This is a genomic window from Actinosynnema sp. CA-299493 (assembly GCF_050946825.1).
In the GTDB taxonomy this organism is placed as follows: Bacteria; Actinomycetota; Actinomycetes; order Mycobacteriales; family Pseudonocardiaceae; genus Actinosynnema.
The window spans coordinates 1876901-1893396 of record NZ_CP191993.1; the positions used below are offsets into that span (position 1 = coordinate 1876901).

Consider the following 16496-nt stretch of genomic DNA (forward strand, 5'->3'; position numbering starts at 1 on the left):
CACCACCTCCGAGCCACCACACCAACCCAGGGATCAACCACCGACACCCATACCCCCGTTCCGACCAACGCCACCCCGCACACCCGCCGCCCATACCCGCTCGCCGCCCATACGCCAGCCACCAGCCACCTCGCCCATCAACCGACCGCTGCCTGCGTCGACCGCCGGCCACCCTCCGGCTACCGCCACTCGCCGACCGACCTGCCGCCGGCCACCCGCCGCTCCAGCCACTTGCCGACCACCTGCGGCAAGCACTCGGCGACCACCAAGAACCCGCTGCCGGCTGCTCACCGGCACCGGCACCGGGGTCGGGGCCGGTTGAGGTGGCCGACCTTCGGCTAGATCAGTTCCGGTCGCTGCCAAGGTTCGCCGAGAACGTGCTCCGCCAAGAACGCGAACACGGTCTCGTACCAGACCTTGGCGTTGCCCGGCGTCAGGATCCAGTGGTTCTCGCTCGGGAAGTACAGGAACTTCGCCGGCACGCCGTGCCGCACGAGGTCGAAGTAGAGGCGTTGCCCCTCGCCGATCGGCACCCGGTAGTCCTTGTCACCGTGGATCACCAGCATCGGCGTCCTGACGTCCGCCACCCGCAGGTGCGGCGAGTTGGCCCGCACGGTGTCCTGCTGCCGCAGCGGGTCGCCCATCTCGCGGATCCAGTAGTACGAGTCGTCGGTGGTCCCGGTGAACGCGTCCAAGTGCCACAACGACGCGTGCGTCACGATCGCCTTGAACCGGTCGGTCCGCGTGGCGATCCAGTTCGCCATGTACCCGCCGAACGACCCGCCCATGGCGGCCGTGCGCGAGTCGTCGATGTCGTCCCGCCGCTCCACCACGTCGGTGATCGCCATCAGGTCCGTGTACGGCTTGCCGCCCCACGAACCCCACCCGGCGCGCACGAAGTCGTACCCGTACCCGGTCGACAGCGCCGGGTCCGGCAGCAGCACCGCGTAACCCCGCGCCGCCATCAGCCACGGGTTCCAGCGCCAGCTCCACCCGCTCCAGCTCATCACCGGACCGCCGTGCACCCACAGCAGCATCGGCGCGGGCCGCGAAGCCGACGCGCCGTTCGGCAGCACCAGCCACGCCCGCACGGTCCGGCCGTCCTCGACCACCGTCTCGACCTCGGTCAACGTCCCCGGCACCGACTCCACCGCACCGGGCGCGGGCAGTGGCACGGCGACCTGGTCCACACCGGACGACGACAGCCGCACGGGCTGCGGCGGGTGGTCCCACGCGTTGCGCAACGCGTACAGCGACGCGCCGTCGGGGCTGACCCGCACATCGGTGTACGCACCGGACGCGGTCAGCTTCACCACCGAGCCGGACGCCAGGTCGAGCTTCCAGATCGGCTGGTGCCCCCGGTGGCTGCTGGTGAAGTACACGGCGTCACCGGTCGGGCTCACCACCGGGTGGTCGGGCTCCTCGGCGAAGTCCGCCGCCAACTCCTCGACCGCCCCGGACGCCAAGTCGATGCGCACCACCGTGTTCGTCCACGGCAGGTCCTCGGTGGAGTCGAACGCGCGCACCGCGATCACGCCCGACGAGTCCGGCAGGAACACCGGCTGGAGGAACGAGTGCCCGTCCAGGTCCGCCAGCACCCGATCGGTGGTGCCGTCGGTCGACGTCAGCCGCAGCCGCACCCGCTTGCCGTACGCCGGGCTCACCACGACGTCCTCGGTGCGCACGACCCACCGGCCGTCCGGGCTGATCGCGGGCGAGTCGTCCAACCGCGACGTGGCGCCGGGCGTCAGGTCCACCAGCTCCGACGACCGGTCGATGCGATCGCGGTCCACCCCGACCGGCGACGTGGTGGCCAGCAGCCGGGGGAAGCTCGGCCCGAGGTCGGCGTCCCAGTACCGCACGGGGTACGACTCGTGCAGGATCGCGGTCACCCCGGCGTCCTCGCGCGCCTTGCGGTGCTCTTCGTCGCGCTCGCCGAACTCCGCGGTCGGGTGCGCGCCCGCCGCGAGCAGCACCGTGCCCGCGTCCCGCGCCACCGCGAACTCCGACACCCCACCGGCCGGGCGGTACAGCTCACGCGCCTCGCCGACGGGCGGCAGCAGCCACAGCGCCGCCTTGTCCTTCGAGTCGCGGTCGGCGGGCTTGGCCTCCTGGTCGGGCCGCGCGGAGAGGAACAGCACCGCGCCGTCCGGTGTGAACGCGGGCGCCGACTCGCCCTTCGCGCCACGCGTCAACCGCCGCGCGGGACGCTCACCGGCCGGGTCGACCTCCCACAACGAGCCCTGCCACGCCTTGCCGTCCGGCGCGAGCGTCGCCACCACCGTGACCAGCCGCGTGCCGTCCGGGGACAGCGCCAGCGAAGAGATCCGCGGCATCTCCGTGAACGAGGTCAGGTCCCCGAACCCGGCCTCGGTGATCTTGCCTGCCATCACGCCCCCTGTTGTGACCGGGTGAAGTCCCACGCGTCGCGCACGATGCCGGTCAGGTCGACCCGCTCGGGCTTCCACCCCAGCTCGGTGCGCGCCTTTTCGCTGGAGGCCACGAGCACCGCCGGGTCACCGGCCCGGCGCGGGGCCACGTCGGCCGGGATGGGGTGGCCGGTCACCTCGCGGCACGCGTCGATGACCTGCCTGACCGAGAAGCCCAGACCGTTGCCCAGGTTGTAGACGCGGTGCTCGCCCGTCGCCGCGTGCTCCAACGCCCGCAGGTGCGCGTCGGCCAGGTCCACCACGTGGATGTAGTCGCGCACGCACGTGCCGTCCTCGGTGGGCCAGTCCTCGCCGTAGACCTGCACCCGCTCACGCTGCCCCAGCGCGACCTGCAGCACGATCGGGATCAGGTGCGTCTCCACGCCGTGCCGCTCGCCGAACCGCCCGTACGCGCCCGCCACGTTGAAGTAGCGCAGCGACACCGCCGCCAGGCCGTGCGCGGCGGCGTAGGAGGTGATCGCGTGGTCGATCGCGAGCTTGGTCGCGCCATAGGTGTTGGTGGGGCGGGTCGGCGCGGTCTCCGCGATCGGCACCTGCTCCGGCTCGCCGTAGGTCGCGGCGGTGGAGGAGAACACCAGCCGGGGCGTGCCGTGCTCGCGCATCGCGTCCAGCAGCCGCAGCGACGTCACCACGTTGCCCTGCCAGTACTTCGCGGGATCGACCATGGACTCGCCGACCAGCGACTTGGCCGCGAAGTGCAGCACGCCGTCGAACCCCTCGGCGAGCACCTCGCCGATCGCGTCGTCGATGCCCGCCTCGACCAGCCGCACGCCGTCCGGCACCGCGTCCGCGTGCCCGGTGGACAGGTCGTCCAGCACGACCACCTCGTGCCCGGACTCGACCAGCCTGGCCGCGCAGACGCTGCCCACGTACCCGGCGCCGCCCGTGACGAGCAACTTCACCCTGAATCCCCGCTTTCGACCAGTCCGTCAGTGATCCCGGCCGGCGCCCGCCGAGGGCACGGCCGTGAAAGTCCTCGGCGTCGTCCAGCCACGTCCGGCGAACGCGGCGAGCACCCGCCGCACCACCTCGTCGTGCCGCTCGACGGGCACCAGCGCGATCGCCGACCCGCCGAAACCGCCGCCGGTCATCCGCGCGCCCAACGCGCCCGCCTCCTTCGCCGCGTCCACCGCGACGTCCAACTCGGGCGCGGACACCTGGTAATCGTCGCGCAGCGACGCGTGCGAGGCGTCCAGCAACGGACCCAGCTCGCCCAACCGGCCGGCGCGCAGCAACTCCACCGCCGCCAGCACCCGCTCGTTCTCGGTCACCACGTGCCGCGCCAACGGGCGCAGCCGCTCGGGCAACCGGGCCAGCGCGTCGGCCAACCCGTCGACGTCCACGTCCCGCAGCGCCGGGACACCCAGGACGGACGCGGCCTCCTCGCAGCCGGCCCGCCGCGCGCCGTAGCCGCCGTCGGTGTGCGAGTGGCTCGCCCGCGTGTCGACGACCAGCACTTCCAGCCCGTGCTCGGCGGCGTCGAACGGCACCTGCTCGGCCTCGAACGACCGCACGTCCAGGAACAGCACGTGCGCCTCGGTGCAGCACAGCGACGCGGTCTGGTCGAGCAGACCGGTGGGCGCGCCGACGAAGTCGTTCTCCGCGCGCTGCACCCAGCGCGCGATCCGCGGCAGGTCGTCGGCCGCGCGCCCGGCCAGCCCGAGCAGCGCCAACGCCACCGCGCACTCCAACGCGTGCGACGAGGACAGACCCGCGCCCGCCGGCACGTCGCCCGCGATCACCAGGTCCGCCCCGCCGGTCAGGCCCTGCTCGCGCAGCGACCAGGCGACACCCGCCGGGTACGCCGCCCAGCCGCCGACCGCGCCGGGCTCCAGGTCGGCGACCAGCACCGGCGCGGCCTGCTGCACCACGCCGTCGTCACCCACCGTGGCCACGCGCAGCCGGCCGTCGTCGCGCGCCGACGCGGCCACCGCGGTCCGGTGGGGCAGCGCGAACGGCAGCACGAAGCCGTCGTTGTAGTCGGTGTGCTCCCCGATCAGGTTCACCCGGCCGGGTGCGGACCAGACACCGCTGGGCTCGGCGCCGTGCAGCCGGGTGAACGCGGCGACCGCGCGCCGCGCCGGGCTCACCGGGCCTGCACCAGGACGGCGTGCGCCACGGCCGGGTCCAGCTCGGCGACCGTGCCGTTGCCGCGCACCTGGATCACCTTCGCGCCGCCGAGCGAGTCGACCTCGACCGTGCCGCCCGGCACGACGCCGGCGGCCTTCAGCTCGGCCATCAGGTCCTCGTCGAGCTGCACGTGCTCGGCGATCCGGCGCACCTCGACGTGACCGCCGCCGCGCCGGGCCACCTCGTCGATCCGCACCAGATCCGCCTCGGCGGGCGGGGCGGGTTCGCCGTCGCCCAGCTTGTCCAGACCGGGGATGGGGTTGCCGTAGGGCGAGGTGGTGGGGTTGCCGAGGAGCTTGACGAGCTTGCGCTCGACGGCCTCGCTCATGACGTGCTCCCAGCGGCACGCCTCGCTGTGCACGTGCTCCCACTCCAGGCCGATGATGTCGACCAGGAGGCGCTCGGCGAGCCGGTGCTTGCGCATCACCGCGATGGCCAGGTTGCGGCCCTGCTCGGTGAGTTCGAGGTGCCGGTCGTCCGCCACGACGACCAGGCCGTCGCGCTCCATCCGACCGACCGTCTGGCTCACCGTCGGACCGCTCTGGCCCAGCCGCTCGGCGATCCGGGCGCGCAGGGGTACCACACCCTCTTCTTCGAGCTCGTAGATCGTGCGGAGGTACATCTCGGTGGTGTCGATGAGGTCGTTCACACCCGCTCCCCTTCGTATGGCGTCAATGCTAGTCGGCCGGTCACGGGTGCAGGATGGTGCCGTGCATCCACTGATCAGCACCGAAGACCTGGCCTCCGCGCTGAACGGCGCCGAACCACCGGTCGTGCTCGACGTCCGGTGGCGCTTGGGAGGACCACCGGGACGTCAAGACTACGAGGTCGGACACGTTCCCGGTGCCGTCTACGTCGACCTCGACGCGGAGCTGTCCTCGCCGCCCGGTGCGGGTGGCCGCCACCCGCTGCCCGACCCGGCGGCGCTCCAGGCCGTGCTGCGGGCGGCCGGCGTCCGGCGACATCACCCGGTCGTGGCGTACGACGGTGGTGACGGCTCCGTCGCCGCACGCGCCTGGTGGCTGCTGCGGTGGGCCGGTCACCCGGAGGTGGCGGTGTTGGATGGCGGCTTCGCGGCGTGGACCGCCGAGGGCCGTCCCATCAACGCGGACACGCCGTCGCCCATTCCCGGCGACGTCGTCGTGACGCCCGGCGGCATGCCCGTGCTGGACGCCGACGAGGCCGCCGCGTTCACCGGCACGGGCACCCTGCTCGACGCCCGCGCCCCCGAGCGCTACCGGGGCGAGACCGAGCCGGTCGACCCGCGCGCCGGGCACATCCCGGGCGCGCTGAACGCGCCGACCTCCGGCCACACCTCGGCCGGCCGCTGGCTGCCCGCCGCCGCGCTGGCCGAGCGCTTCGAGGCCCTCGGCGTCTCGCCCGACCGCCCGGTCGCGGCCTACTGCGGGTCCGGTGTCACGGCGTCGTCCGTGGTCCTGGCCCTGGAGGTGGCCGGCATCACCGCCCCCGACCGCCCCGCGCCGCTCTACGCGGGCTCCTGGTCGCAGTGGTCCTCAGACCCGACCCGCCCCGCGGCAACCGGCCCGAACCCCCGCTGAACCCGCGAGGTCGCGTCGACCGTTCGCGTCCTGATTCCCGGCGATCACGCTCTTCGATCGTCGGGAATCAGGGCTCGAACGGTCGACTTCCAGGCGACCTCGCCCGCCATCTGCGGAGCAGGGGCAATCCAACACAGCTCAAGCGTTGGGGATCTTCTCGAAGCCCTTGGTGGCGAGCTTGAGCGCGATCTGGCACGGGTCGATCTCGTCGATCGGCGTCACGGTGGCCTGGAACGCGGGGGTGATCTCGTCCGGGTCGTCGGTCAGCATGACCAGCACCGTGCAGTCGCCGCCCTTCTCCTTCACCTCGTACGCGGTGTTGCCGCCGACCTCGATGGTCCGCGCCTCACCCTCGTACTCGGCGAACGTGACCATGAACAGCACGACCGAGAACGGGTCCTCGGTGCTCTGCACGCAGCCCTTCTCGCCGCCCTTCGACGCGCCGACGGCGGCGGCCACGTCCTCGGGCGTGAGGATGTCGCAGTCCTCGTAGCCCTCGGTCTTCTTCTTCGTCGTGATCTTCACGTCGCCGGACGGCTTCTCGGCCTCGGTGGTCTTCGGCTCGCCCGCCTTGCTGGAGGTCTTGGGCGAGGACGTCTTGGTCGACGACGGCTTGCCGGAAGCGGTCTTCTCACCGGTCGACCCACCCGCCGCGGCGACCGGGCTGCCGGAGACCGTGGTGGCGCAGGCCGACAGGCCGAGCGTGAGCGCCATGGCCAGCGCAGCGGTCAGGGCGGGGACTCGTCGCAGGTGCATGTCTTCTCTGACCCCGTTCCGACGTGCGGGGTTCCATCCTCGATGGCCGCAATCTGGCCCGCGTCGTCTCGCCAGACTCTAAGTCCACCGGGGACCTCCCCACGCCGGGGTCGACCAACCTGTGATCACACCACCGCGCGCGTGGTGGGTTAGGTTGCCGACATGGGTACGGGAGCCGCCGTCGTCTGGGACGAGTCCTTCCTCGGCTACGACCTGGGCGGGGACCACCCGCTCAACCCCGTCCGGCTGGACCTGACCGTCCGGTTGGCGACCGCGCTCGGCGTGCTGGACGGCGTGGGGCTCATCGCGCCCGACCCGGCGACCGACGACGAGATCGAACGCGCGCACGAGCCGTCCTACCTCAACGCCGTGCGGGCCGCGCCGATGGCCGGCTGGGACGTCGGCCACGGCCTGGGCACCGCGGACAACCCGGTGTTCGCCCGGATGCACGAGGCGTCCGCGCTGGTCGTCGGCGGTTCGCTGGCCGCCGCGCGGCGGATCGCCTCGGGCGAGGCGATCCGGGCGGTGAACATCGCGGGCGGGTTGCACCACGCCATGCGCGACCACGCGGCCGGGTTCTGCGTCTACAACGACTGCGCCGTGGCGATCTCGTGGCTGCTGGACAACGGCTTCGACCGGATCGCCTACGTCGACACCGACGTGCACCACGGCGACGGCGTGCAGGCCGCGTTCCACGACGACCCGCGCGTGCTCACCGTCTCGATCCACCAGAACCCGACGAGCCTCTGGCCGGGCACCGGACGACCCGCCGAGGTGGGTGGCAGGGGCGCGGAGGGCACCTCCGTGAACCTGGCCCTGCCGCCCGGCACCGGCGACCAGGGCTGGCTGCGCGCGTTCGAGGCCACCGTCCCGGCCGTCCTCCGGGCGTTCGGGCCGCAGCTGCTGGTCACGCAGTGCGGCGTGGACACGCACCGCGAGGACCCGCTGGCCGACCTCGCGCTCACCGTGGACGGCCACCGCGCCATCTACCGCCGCCTGCGCGAGCTGGCCGAGCAGACCGCGAACGGCCGCTGGCTGGCGCTGGGCGGCGGCGGGTACGAGCTGCTGCGCGTGGTGCCGCGCAGCTGGACGCACCTGCTGGCCACCGTGCTGGACCGGGAAGTGGCCCCGGACACGCCGCTGCCCGCCGACTGGGTCGCCCACGCCTCGACCCTGGCGCCGAACCGGCCGCTGCCGACGTCCATGACCGACGGTTCCGACACCGCGTTCGAGCCGTGGGGAGGCCAGCTGGACACGCCGGTCGACCTGGCGGTGGCGCAGACCCGGCGCGCGGTGTTCCCGCTGCACGGCCTGGACCCCGACGACCCGAGGGACTGAGCCGTGGACCCGTTCGACTACCCGAGGCACTGGGAGGCCGACGTCGTGCTCAGCGACGGCGGCACGGTCCACCTGCGCCCGATCACGCCCGACGACGCGGAGAAGCTGCTCGCGTTCCACGGCAGGCTGTCCGAGCGGACCCGCTACTACCGCTACTTCGGCCCCTACCCGCGCATGCCGAAGCGCGACCTCGAACGCTTCAGCACCGTCGACCACGTCGACCGGGTGGCGTTCACCGCGCTGCTCGGCGACGACATCGTGGCCGTCGGCCGCTACGACCGCCTCGGCGGCGCCGGCTCTCCCGGGGGGAGCTCGGCCGAGGTCGCGTTCGTGGTGGAGGACGCCCACCAGGGCCGCGGCCTCGGCTCGATCCTGCTCGAACACCTCGCCGCGGCCGCGCGGGAACGGGGGCTGAGCCGGTTCACCGCCGAGGTGCTGGCGGAGAACGGCCAGATGGTGCGGATCTTCCGGGACGCGGGCTACGGCGTGAGCCGCGCGTTCGAGGAGGGCGTGGTGCACCTGGAGTTCGACATCGACCCGACCGAGGAGTCGGTCGAGGTGGCCCGCGCCCGCGAGCAGGCCGCCGAGGCGCGCAGCGTGCACAACCTGCTGCACCCGAGGTCGATCGCGGTGATCGGCGCGTCCACCGACCAGACCAAGATCGGCCACGCGGTCCTGACGCACCTGCTCGCCGCCGACTTCGCCGGGCCGGTCTACCCGGTGAACGCCGAGCACCGGTCCGTGCGCGGGGTGCGCGCCTACCCGTCGGTGCTGGAGATCCCGGACGACGTGGACCTCGCCGTGGTCGCGGTGCCCGCCGCCGGCGTGGACGAGGTGCTGGACGCCTGCCTGGCCAAGGGCGTGAAAGCGCTGGTCGTGGTCACGTCCGGGTTCGGCGAGACGGGTCCGGGCGGGTTGAGCGCGGAACGCAGGCTCGCCGCCGAGGCCCGTGCGCACGGGATGCGGGTGGTCGGCCCGAACGCGCTGGGCGTGCTGAACACCGACGCGGGCGTGCGCCTCAACGCCACGCTCGCGCCGAAGCTGCCGGCCCGCGGGCGCACCGGCTTCTTCTGCCAGTCCGGTGCGCTGGGCACCGCGATCCTGGCCACCGCCGCCGACCGCGGGCTCGGTCTGTCCACGTTCGTCTCCGCGGGCAACCGCTCGGACGTCTCCGGCAACGACCTGCTCCAGTACTGGGAGACCGACCCGGCCACCGACGTGGTGCTGCTGTACCTGGAGTCGTTCGGCAACCCGCGCAAGTTCGCCCGGCTGGCCCGCCGGCTCGGTCGCACCAAGCCGATCGTCGCGGTGAAGTCCGGTCGGCACGCGGTGACGCCCGCGCTGGCGGCGACGTCGGTGCCGGTGGACGAGTCGAGCGTGCAGGCGTTGTTCGAGCAGGCCGGCGTGATCCGGGTGGAGTCGCTGGCCCAGCTGTTCGACACCGCGCTGCTGCTCGCGCACCAGCCGCTGCCCGCCGGGCCGCGCGTCGCCGTGGTCGGCAACTCGACCGCGATCGGGCTGCTGGCGGCGGACACCGCGCTGGCACAGGGCCTGGAGCTGGCCGGCGAGCCGGTGGACGTGGGCGCGCAGGCCGGGCCCGAGGCGTTCGCGGCGGCGGTGGAGGAGGCCTTGGCGAACCCGGACGCGGATGCGCTGGTGGTCGTGTTCGTGCCGCCGCTGGCGGTGCCCGGCACGTCTTTCGCCCGCGCGCTGCGCGAGGTGGTGGAGCGGAGCGGGCGGACCAAGCCGATCGCGTCGACGTTCCTGGCCGTGGAGGGCGTGCCGGCCGAACTGGCGGTGCCCGGTCCCGGTGGTGCGCCCGGCCGGGGTTCCGTGCCGTCCTACCCGAGCCCGGAGCGCGCTGTGCTCGCGTTGGCGCGCGTGACGCGGTACGCGCGGTGGAGGTCCGCGCCGCAGGGCGCGTTCGTCCGGCCCGAGGGCATCGACACCGCCGCCGCGCAGGCGGTCGTGGAGGCGCAACGGCTGGACGGCGAACGGCTGCTCGACGACGGCACGACCGTGCGGCTGCTCGCGTGCTACGGGGTGGCGGTCGTGCCGTTCCGGGTGGTGACCTCGGCGGACGAGGCGGTGCGCGCGGCGGGGGAGCTGGGCTACCCGGTGGCGATGAAGTCCACCGACGACCGGCTGCGGCACCGGACCGACCTGGTCGGCGTGCGGCTCGACCTGTCCGGCGAGGAGGCCGTGCGCACCGCGTACGGGATGCTGGCCGGGATGTCCGACCGGCCGGACGTGTACGTGCAGCGCATGGCGCCCAAGGGGATCTCGTGCGTGCTGGGCCTCCAGGACGACCCGTCGTTCGGCACGCTGGTGTCGTTCGGGTTGTCGGGGTTGGTGAGCGACCTGCTGGGGGACCGGGCGTACCGGGCGGTGCCGCTGACGGACGCGGACGCGGCGGCGCTGGTGCGCGCGCCCAAGGCCGCGCCGCTGCTGGCGGGGTACCGGGGCGACGAGCCGGCGGACCTGGCCGCGTTGCAGGACCTGGTGCTGCGGCTCGCCGCGCTCGCCGAGGACCTGCCCGAGGTGCGGGAGCTGTCGCTGGAACCCGTGCTGGCCAGCGCCGCCGGCGCGTACGTCAGCAGCGCCCGGGTGACGCTGGGGCCGCCGCCGTCGCGACCCGACACCGGCCCCCGGCGGCTGCGTTCGCCCGGAGGGGCGCGCTAGCACCGTCACGCGCTCGACACCGGAACGTCACCCTTGACCGATCATGTTTCCCCTATCTTCTTCCTGGCTATGGACCAAATCCTTTGGGGCGCTTAAGTTTCCCGGCAACCCGAGGAAGCTCCCGAAAAGGGGAAGAATGGCTCTGGCACCGTTGCGCGCCCTTGTCGTGGCGTGTTCCGCCACGCTTGTCCTCTCGTCGTGCTCCACCGGTGACGACACGACCGTCACCGGCAAGGCGGACAACTCGGACAAGCTGACGATCGCCGTGGCGTACGACCAACCGGGGCTCGGTTTGCGCCGTTTGGACGGCACCTACCGCGGCTTCGACGTCGACGTGGCCCGTTATGTGGCAAAAGAACTGGGTGTCGAGGAATCCGGCATCACCTTCACCGAGGCGACGCCGTCGGAACGCGAGAAGCTGCTCGTCGACGGCGCCGCGGACCTCGTCGTGTCCAGCTACTCCATCACCGACAAGCGCAAGGAGGTAATCGACTTCGTAGGCCCGTATTTCGTCGCCGGGCAGGATCTGCTGGTGCGGTTGACCGATGAGCGCATCACCGGGCCGGAATCGCTCAACTCCGGCAACCTGAAGCTGTGCTCGGTGGCCAACACCACCTCGGCGCAGTACGTGAAGGACCAGTTCGCGCAGTCGGTGCAGCTGGTGGAGTACCCCAACTTCAGCGACTGCGTCACGGCGCTGCTGGCCGAGCAGGTGGACGCCATGACGACCGACGACGTGATCCTCGCCGGGTACGCCGCGCAGAACCCCGAGCTGCTGCGCGTGGTCAACCGGCCGTTCAGCAAGGAGGAGTACGGCATCGGCCTGCGCAAGGGCGATCCGACCAGCAAGGCCGAGGTGACCGCGGCCGTTCGGAAGATGATCGACACCGGCGAGTGGCGCAAGTCGTTGGAGACCAACGTGGGAGCCTCCGGTTACGCCATCCCGGAGCCGCCGGCGCTCGTGCCGTGATCTGAGACCCACCCCGTCAGCGGTCCGACCGGCCCGGACCGCCCCGTAGGCTCGGCTGTGTGCATGCCTCGCATTACGTGCCCCAGTACCGCGCGGACGGGCCGGTCCGCGCCGGCATCCCCGAGCACGGCCGCATCCCGCGCTACTACGCGGTGAAGACCGAGCTGCTGTGGCTCGTCGACGCCCTCGGCGAGGGCACGGCGCTGCCGTCGGAGCGGGAGCTGGCCGAGCGGTTCGCGGTGTCGCGGGTGACGCTGCGCCAAGCCGTCGGGGAACTGGTGCTCGAAGGCAAGCTGCAACGCCGGCAGGGCAGCGGCACCTACGTCGGGCCGCCCAAGCTGGTGCAGCCGCTGTCGCTGCTCAGCTACACCGAGGGCATGCGGAGGCAGGGCGTCGACGCGGCGCGCAGCGTGATCACCGTCGAGCACCTGCCCGCGGACGACGTGCTGGCGCGGGACCTGCGGATCGGGCGGGGTGACGAGGTCGTCCACCTGGAACGCGTGCTGCTGGCCGACGGCGAGCGGGTCGGGCTGGAGTCGACCTACCTGTCCGCGGCGCGGTTCCCGACGTTGCTGGAGGAGCTGGACCCGACCACGTCGCTGTACGCCTGCCTGTCCGACCGGCTGGGCGTGGTGTTCGCCGAGGCCGAGGAGCGGGTGGAGACGGTCCTGGCGACGCCGCGCGAGGCGTTGCTCATCGGCACGAACCCGGCGCTGCCGATGCTGCTGCTGCACCGCGTGTCCCACGACGACGTCGGCGAGCCGATCGAGCGGGTCCGCTCGCTCTTCCGGGGCGACCGGTTCAGCTTCATCGCGCGGTTGCGCGCGGAGTGAAGGTCACGCGACGGTAACCGGGCGGTGAACACCTCGTCGGTCCACTGAGGACATAACAGTGGAATGGCGGGGTCCTCGACGCGGCCGGGCGCGGAACGTTAGCGAATCTTTCCCGGAAACCGCCCATTGGCAGCAAGTTCTGCGCGCCCCGGCGGATGTACCGTTGTTGCCCTGGTACGTGAGTCCTCCTCACCCGCGCGGTCGCGGGGGAAGCGGGGGTGGCGCCGTGACGTTCAAAGAGGAGTTCCTGCGGGAGCTCGAGGACTGCCTGCGCGGGTACGGCGCGGTGCCGGTGATCAACCCGGACGCGCTGGCCCGGTTCATCGACCACGTCCGCCGACTGCCGGACGACGATTCGCGGCTACGCTGCCTCGAACGCGTCGACCAGGGTTCCGGCTCGTTCTGGAACAACCCGGCGGTGTGGTGGGAGCAGGTGCCCCGGTTCGGCATCGGGTCCTCGGACTGCTCCGAGCTGCTCGACCGGATGCTGGACGAGGCGATCAGCGACGAGATCGACGTGCTGGAGATGGAGATCCGGGAACTGCCGGGCTGAGTCGTGCCGCGGACGTGAAACACCCGTTGTGCACCTGGGTCGCCAGACGCACAACGGGGAGTCATCGCTCCTTCGGTTTCACGCTCGCACCCACCCGGCAGTCACCCGGACCGTCGAACGGGCAGTCAGACGGACAGCAGCCGGTCGAAGAACGTGCGGTAGCGCTTGAGTGCCTGTCGCAGCTCCTCGGTCTGCGCCTCGTCGCCGCGCTGCCACTGCTCCTCGAGCGAGTGCTTGTGCTCGGTGAAGGTGGTGGCCAGCGACTGCATCACCTGGGCGACCAGTTCGTCGGCCCGCTGCACGGCTTCGCGGGGGTCGTCGACGAAGTCGGCCTGCAACGCGCGCCACTCGGCCTGGTAGTCGGCCGCGTCGTCCGGGGTGAAGAGCGGGGCGTCGCCGGCCGTCGTGTCGGTCGCGGACAGCTCGACCGGCGCTTCGTGCCCGTCGCCCTCGACGGCCTCGTGCCCGGCGGGCTGCTGCCGGGTGTCGTGCTCGTCGAACGCGACCGGCTCGTCGAGGGTGGCCGACTCGTGCGTCGCCGACTCGTGCGTCGCCGACTCGTGCGTCGCCGACTCGTCCGTCGCGGAGTCGTGCGTCGCAGAACCGTACGTGGTCGACTCGTGCGCCACCGGCTCACGGTCGAAGCGTTCCTGGTCGGTCAGGTTCGGCTCCGCGACGTCGCGGTCGGCCGGGGTCTGCTCGATCGGCTCGCGCTCGGCCCGGTGGCCGTCCAGCGGATCGTGGTCGAGCGGCGTGCGCTCGGCGAAGTCCTCGGTGGTGAGGTGCTGACGTTGATCGGTCATGACCGTGCCCCTTCCCGGTGGTCGCCCAGCAGGTCCTCGAACACGGTGCGGTAGTGGACCATCGCGGTGCGCAGGTCCTCGGTCGTCGCCTCACCGCGCTCCTGGCGTTCGACCACCGAGTGCGCCTCGCGGTAGTGGTCGAGGGTGCGGGCGTGCTCGACGGACAGCAGCTTCTCGCGCCGCTCGAAGTCCTCGGTGGGGTAACCGCGTTCGGCCATCAGGTCGGTGACGAGGTGGTCCGCTTGGCTCACCGCCTGGGTCGGCTCGTCGACGAACTGCTCCTGGACGAGGGTCCAGTTGCGGGCGTAGGTGTCGCGAGTCGTGGCGTCGAGGGTGCGGAGTTCGAGCTTCGAGTGCTCGCGCTCCCGCTCGGAGAGTTCGCGTTCCGCCGCCATGCGGCTGCCGTTGTGCTCAAGGGCCCGCTCGTACTCGGGACCGAACTTCGAGCGCAACCTCTTGCGCTGCATCACGAACTTCAGCAGCACCGCGATCGCGGCCAGTACGACCAGCACGACGACGATCACGCCGATGGTGGTACCGGTGGACATCTGCGCCTCCTAGGGCTCTGTTGTCCACCGGCTACCCATCAGGCGACCGATCTGAAACCTGTTCGCCTCTTGACAAACCCCGTGCCGCCGTCCCGCCTAGCGCGCCACCGCCTTGCGGTACTGCCGGATCGCCAGCGGCACGAAGATCAGCAGGAACACGACCACCCAGATCAACGTCATCAGCACCGGGTGCTGCAACGGCCACACGTCCGCCGCCGGCGCGAGCGGGTTGGTGTTGCCGAACAACTGGCGGGCCGCGGCCGTCACCGCCGACACCGGGTTCCACTCGGCGAACGCCTTCAGCGGTCCGGGCAGGTTGCTCTCCTGCACGAACGTGTTCGCGATGAAGGTCAGCGGGAAGATCGCGATGAACGAGGCGTTGTTGAACACCTCGGGGCTGCGCACCATCAGCCCGACGATCGCCATGCCCCACGACACCGCGTAGGCGAACAGCAGCAGCAACGCGAACCCGGCCAGCGCCTCCAGCGGCGACGAGTGGATCCGCCAGCCGACGATCAGCCCGGTCACCGACATCACCAGCACGACGATGACGTTGTTCGCCAGGTCGCTGGTGGTCCGCCCGATCAGCACCGCCGACCGCGCCATGGGCAGCGACCGGAACCGGTCGATCACGCCCTTCTGGATGTCCTCGGCCAGCCCGGCGCCGGTGATCGTCGCGCCGAACACCACGGTCTGCGCGAAGATCCCGGCCATCAGGAACTCGCGGTAGTCCATGCCCGGGATGGCGATCGAGCCGCCGAACACGTACGCGAACAACAGCACGAACATGATCGGCGACAACGTCGAGAACACGATCAGGTCCGGGACCCGCTTGATCTTGATGAGGTTGCGCTTGGCGACCACCGCGCCGTCGCCCAACGCCTGCGTGAACGCGCTCATTCTGCCTGCTCCCCCTGCTTGTCCTCGGCGCCGGTCGCATGTCCGGTCAGCGTGAGGAACACGTCGTCCAGCGTCGGCCTGCGCAGGCCGATGTCGAGCACCTTGACCGACTCGGCGTCCAGCCTCCGGACGCCGTCCACCAGCACGTCGGCGCCGCCCGACACCGGCACGGTCAGCCGGTGCCCGCGCTCGTCCACCGTGATCTCCGAGATCGCCAGCGGCGTCAGCGCCGCCTTCGCCGTCGCCGCGTCCTGGGCCGAGCTGACGGTCAGCTCCAGCCGTTCACCGCCGACCTGCGCCTTCAGCTCGTCCGCGCTGCCCAGCGCGATGACCCGGCCGTGGTCGATCACCGCGATCTTGTCCGCGAGCCGGTCGGCCTCCTCCAGGTACTGCGTGGTGAGCAGCAACGTGGTGCCGCCCGCCACGAGCTCCGCGATGACGTCCCACATGCCGAGCCGGCTGCGCGGGTCCAGGCCCGTGGTCGGCTCGTCGAGGAACAGCACCCTCGGCTTGGCCACCAGCGCGCCAGCCAGGTCGAGCCGGCGGCGCATGCCGCCCGAGTAGCCCTTCACCGGCCGGTCGGCGGCCTCCACCAGGTCGAACCGCTCCAGCAGCTCGCGCGCCCGTTCCCGGCTGCGCTGCTTGCCCAGGTGGTAGAGCCGGCCCACCATGTCGAGGTTCTCGAAGCCGGTCAGGTTCTCGTCGACGGCCGCGTACTGGCCGGACAGCCCGATCCGGCGGCGCAGCTCCTTGGCGTCGGCGATGACGTCGAGGCCGGTGACGGTCGCCGTGCCCTCGTCGTGCTCCAGCAGCGTGGTGAGCACGCGCACCGTCGTCGTCTTGCCCGCGCCGTTGGGCCCGAGCAGGCCCATGACGGTCCCTTCCGGCACCACGAGGTCGAGGCCGTCGAGGGCGATCACCGACCCGTAGCGCTTGACCAGTCCTTCGGCCACGATTGCGTCTGCCATCGGGCC

Annotated in this window: 15 protein-coding genes; 6 read left to right on the forward strand and 9 right to left on the reverse strand. The window is 72.0% G+C overall.

Features of this window, described 5'->3' with window-relative positions:
- Positions 1-338: 338 nt before the first annotated feature.
- Genes ACQPYE_RS09155 through ACQPYE_RS09170 form a run of 4 tightly spaced genes read right to left on the reverse strand, consistent with a single transcriptional unit; the run spans position 339 to position 5229 of the window.
- Positions 339-2390, reverse strand: coding sequence for a prolyl oligopeptidase family serine peptidase (locus ACQPYE_RS09155; protein ID WP_498720572.1), 2052 nt, complete (start codon positions 2388-2390; stop codon positions 339-341).
- On the reverse strand, positions 2390-3352 hold the full coding sequence (gene galE / locus ACQPYE_RS09160) for a UDP-glucose 4-epimerase GalE (RefSeq protein ID WP_498720573.1): 963 nt from the start codon (positions 3350-3352) through the stop codon (positions 2390-2392). The genes ACQPYE_RS09155 and galE overlap by 1 nt, the downstream gene beginning before the upstream one ends.
- Before the next feature lie 27 nt (positions 3353-3379).
- Positions 3380-4540 carry a galactokinase gene (gene galK / locus ACQPYE_RS09165; protein WP_498720574.1) on the reverse strand — a complete coding sequence of 387 codons (1161 nt, stop codon included), beginning with the start codon at positions 4538-4540 and terminating at the stop codon, positions 3380-3382.
- Positions 4537-5229 carry an iron-dependent transcriptional repressor DtxR gene (locus ACQPYE_RS09170; RefSeq protein WP_123743353.1) on the reverse strand — a complete coding sequence of 231 codons (693 nt, stop codon included), beginning with the start codon at positions 5227-5229 and terminating at the stop codon, positions 4537-4539. The genes galK and ACQPYE_RS09170 overlap by 4 nt, the downstream gene beginning before the upstream one ends.
- A 61-nt stretch (positions 5230-5290) precedes the next feature.
- Between ACQPYE_RS09170 and ACQPYE_RS09175 the strand changes: the two genes are divergently transcribed.
- Entirely contained in the window at positions 5291-6139 is an 849-nt protein-coding gene (locus tag ACQPYE_RS09175) for a sulfurtransferase (RefSeq protein WP_498720575.1), read from the forward strand.
- A 138-nt stretch (positions 6140-6277) separates the two neighbouring features.
- Here the strand turns inward: ACQPYE_RS09175 and ACQPYE_RS09180 are convergent, their stop codons facing one another.
- Positions 6278-6895, reverse strand: coding sequence for a DUF3558 domain-containing protein (locus ACQPYE_RS09180; protein ID WP_498720576.1), 618 nt, complete (start codon positions 6893-6895; stop codon positions 6278-6280).
- 162 nt (positions 6896-7057) lie between these two features.
- Here ACQPYE_RS09180 and ACQPYE_RS09185 point away from each other — a divergent pair, with 162 nt between their 5' ends.
- The 5 genes from ACQPYE_RS09185 (at position 7058) to ACQPYE_RS09205 (ending at position 13271) form a co-directional block, all read left to right on the forward strand.
- On the forward strand, positions 7058-8233 hold the full coding sequence (locus tag ACQPYE_RS09185) for an acetoin utilization protein AcuC (RefSeq protein ID WP_498720578.1): 1176 nt from the start codon (positions 7058-7060) through the stop codon (positions 8231-8233).
- Positions 8234-8236: 3 nt separating this feature from the next.
- Complete coding sequence (locus tag ACQPYE_RS09190) at positions 8237-10915, forward strand: bifunctional acetate--CoA ligase family protein/GNAT family N-acetyltransferase (protein WP_498720579.1); 2679 nt, start codon at positions 8237-8239, stop codon at positions 10913-10915.
- Between the two features lie 136 nt (positions 10916-11051).
- On the forward strand, positions 11052-11885 hold the full coding sequence (locus tag ACQPYE_RS09195; RefSeq protein ID WP_498720580.1) for a glutamate ABC transporter substrate-binding protein: 834 nt from the start codon (positions 11052-11054) through the stop codon (positions 11883-11885).
- Positions 11886-11944: 59 nt separating this feature from the next.
- Complete coding sequence (locus ACQPYE_RS09200) at positions 11945-12718, forward strand: GntR family transcriptional regulator (RefSeq protein WP_498720581.1); 774 nt, start codon at positions 11945-11947, stop codon at positions 12716-12718.
- Positions 12719-12944: 226 nt separating this feature from the next.
- A complete protein-coding gene (locus ACQPYE_RS09205) occupies positions 12945-13271 on the forward strand; it encodes a hypothetical protein (protein ID WP_498720582.1) in 327 nt (108 codons plus the stop codon).
- Between the two features lie 125 nt (positions 13272-13396).
- Here the strand turns inward: ACQPYE_RS09205 and ACQPYE_RS09210 are convergent, their stop codons facing one another.
- From ACQPYE_RS09210 to ACQPYE_RS09225, 4 genes are all read right to left on the reverse strand, one after another.
- Positions 13397-14074, reverse strand: coding sequence for a hypothetical protein (locus ACQPYE_RS09210; protein WP_498720583.1), 678 nt, complete (start codon positions 14072-14074; stop codon positions 13397-13399).
- Positions 14071-14622, reverse strand: a complete 552-nt coding sequence (locus ACQPYE_RS09215) for a hypothetical protein (RefSeq protein ID WP_498720584.1) — start codon at positions 14620-14622, stop codon at positions 14071-14073. Before ACQPYE_RS09215 ends, ACQPYE_RS09210 begins: the two co-directional genes overlap by 4 nt.
- Before the next feature lie 96 nt (positions 14623-14718).
- Entirely contained in the window at positions 14719-15522 is an 804-nt protein-coding gene (locus ACQPYE_RS09220; RefSeq protein WP_498720585.1) for an ABC transporter permease, read from the reverse strand.
- Positions 15519-16490, reverse strand: coding sequence for an ATP-binding cassette domain-containing protein (locus ACQPYE_RS09225; protein WP_498720586.1), 972 nt, complete (start codon positions 16488-16490; stop codon positions 15519-15521). Before ACQPYE_RS09225 ends, ACQPYE_RS09220 begins: the two co-directional genes overlap by 4 nt.
- Positions 16491-16496 lie beyond the last annotated feature (6 nt).

What these genes read in the sequence shown, in the direction of transcription:
- ACQPYE_RS09210 (WP_498720583.1), bottom strand. Translation starts at nt 14,074, where the DNA reads ATGACCGATCAACGTCAGCACCTCACCACCGAGGACTTCGCCGAGCGC.
- ACQPYE_RS09185 (WP_498720578.1), top strand. Translation starts at nt 7,058, where the DNA reads ATGGGTACGGGAGCCGCCGTCGTCTGGGACGAGTCCTTCCTCGGCTAC.
- ACQPYE_RS09215 (WP_498720584.1), bottom strand. Translation starts at nt 14,622, where the DNA reads ATGTCCACCGGTACCACCATCGGCGTGATCGTCGTCGTGCTGGTCGTA.
- ACQPYE_RS09180 (WP_498720576.1), bottom strand. Translation starts at nt 6,895, where the DNA reads ATGCACCTGCGACGAGTCCCCGCCCTGACCGCTGCGCTGGCCATGGCG.
- ACQPYE_RS09225 (WP_498720586.1), bottom strand. Translation starts at nt 16,490, where the DNA reads ATGGCAGACGCAATCGTGGCCGAAGGACTGGTCAAGCGCTACGGGTCG.
- ACQPYE_RS09220 (WP_498720585.1), bottom strand. Translation starts at nt 15,522, where the DNA reads ATGAGCGCGTTCACGCAGGCGTTGGGCGACGGCGCGGTGGTCGCCAAG.
- ACQPYE_RS09155 (WP_498720572.1), bottom strand. Translation starts at nt 2,390, where the DNA reads ATGGCAGGCAAGATCACCGAGGCCGGGTTCGGGGACCTGACCTCGTTC.
- ACQPYE_RS09195 (WP_498720580.1), top strand. Translation starts at nt 11,052, where the DNA reads ATGGCTCTGGCACCGTTGCGCGCCCTTGTCGTGGCGTGTTCCGCCACG.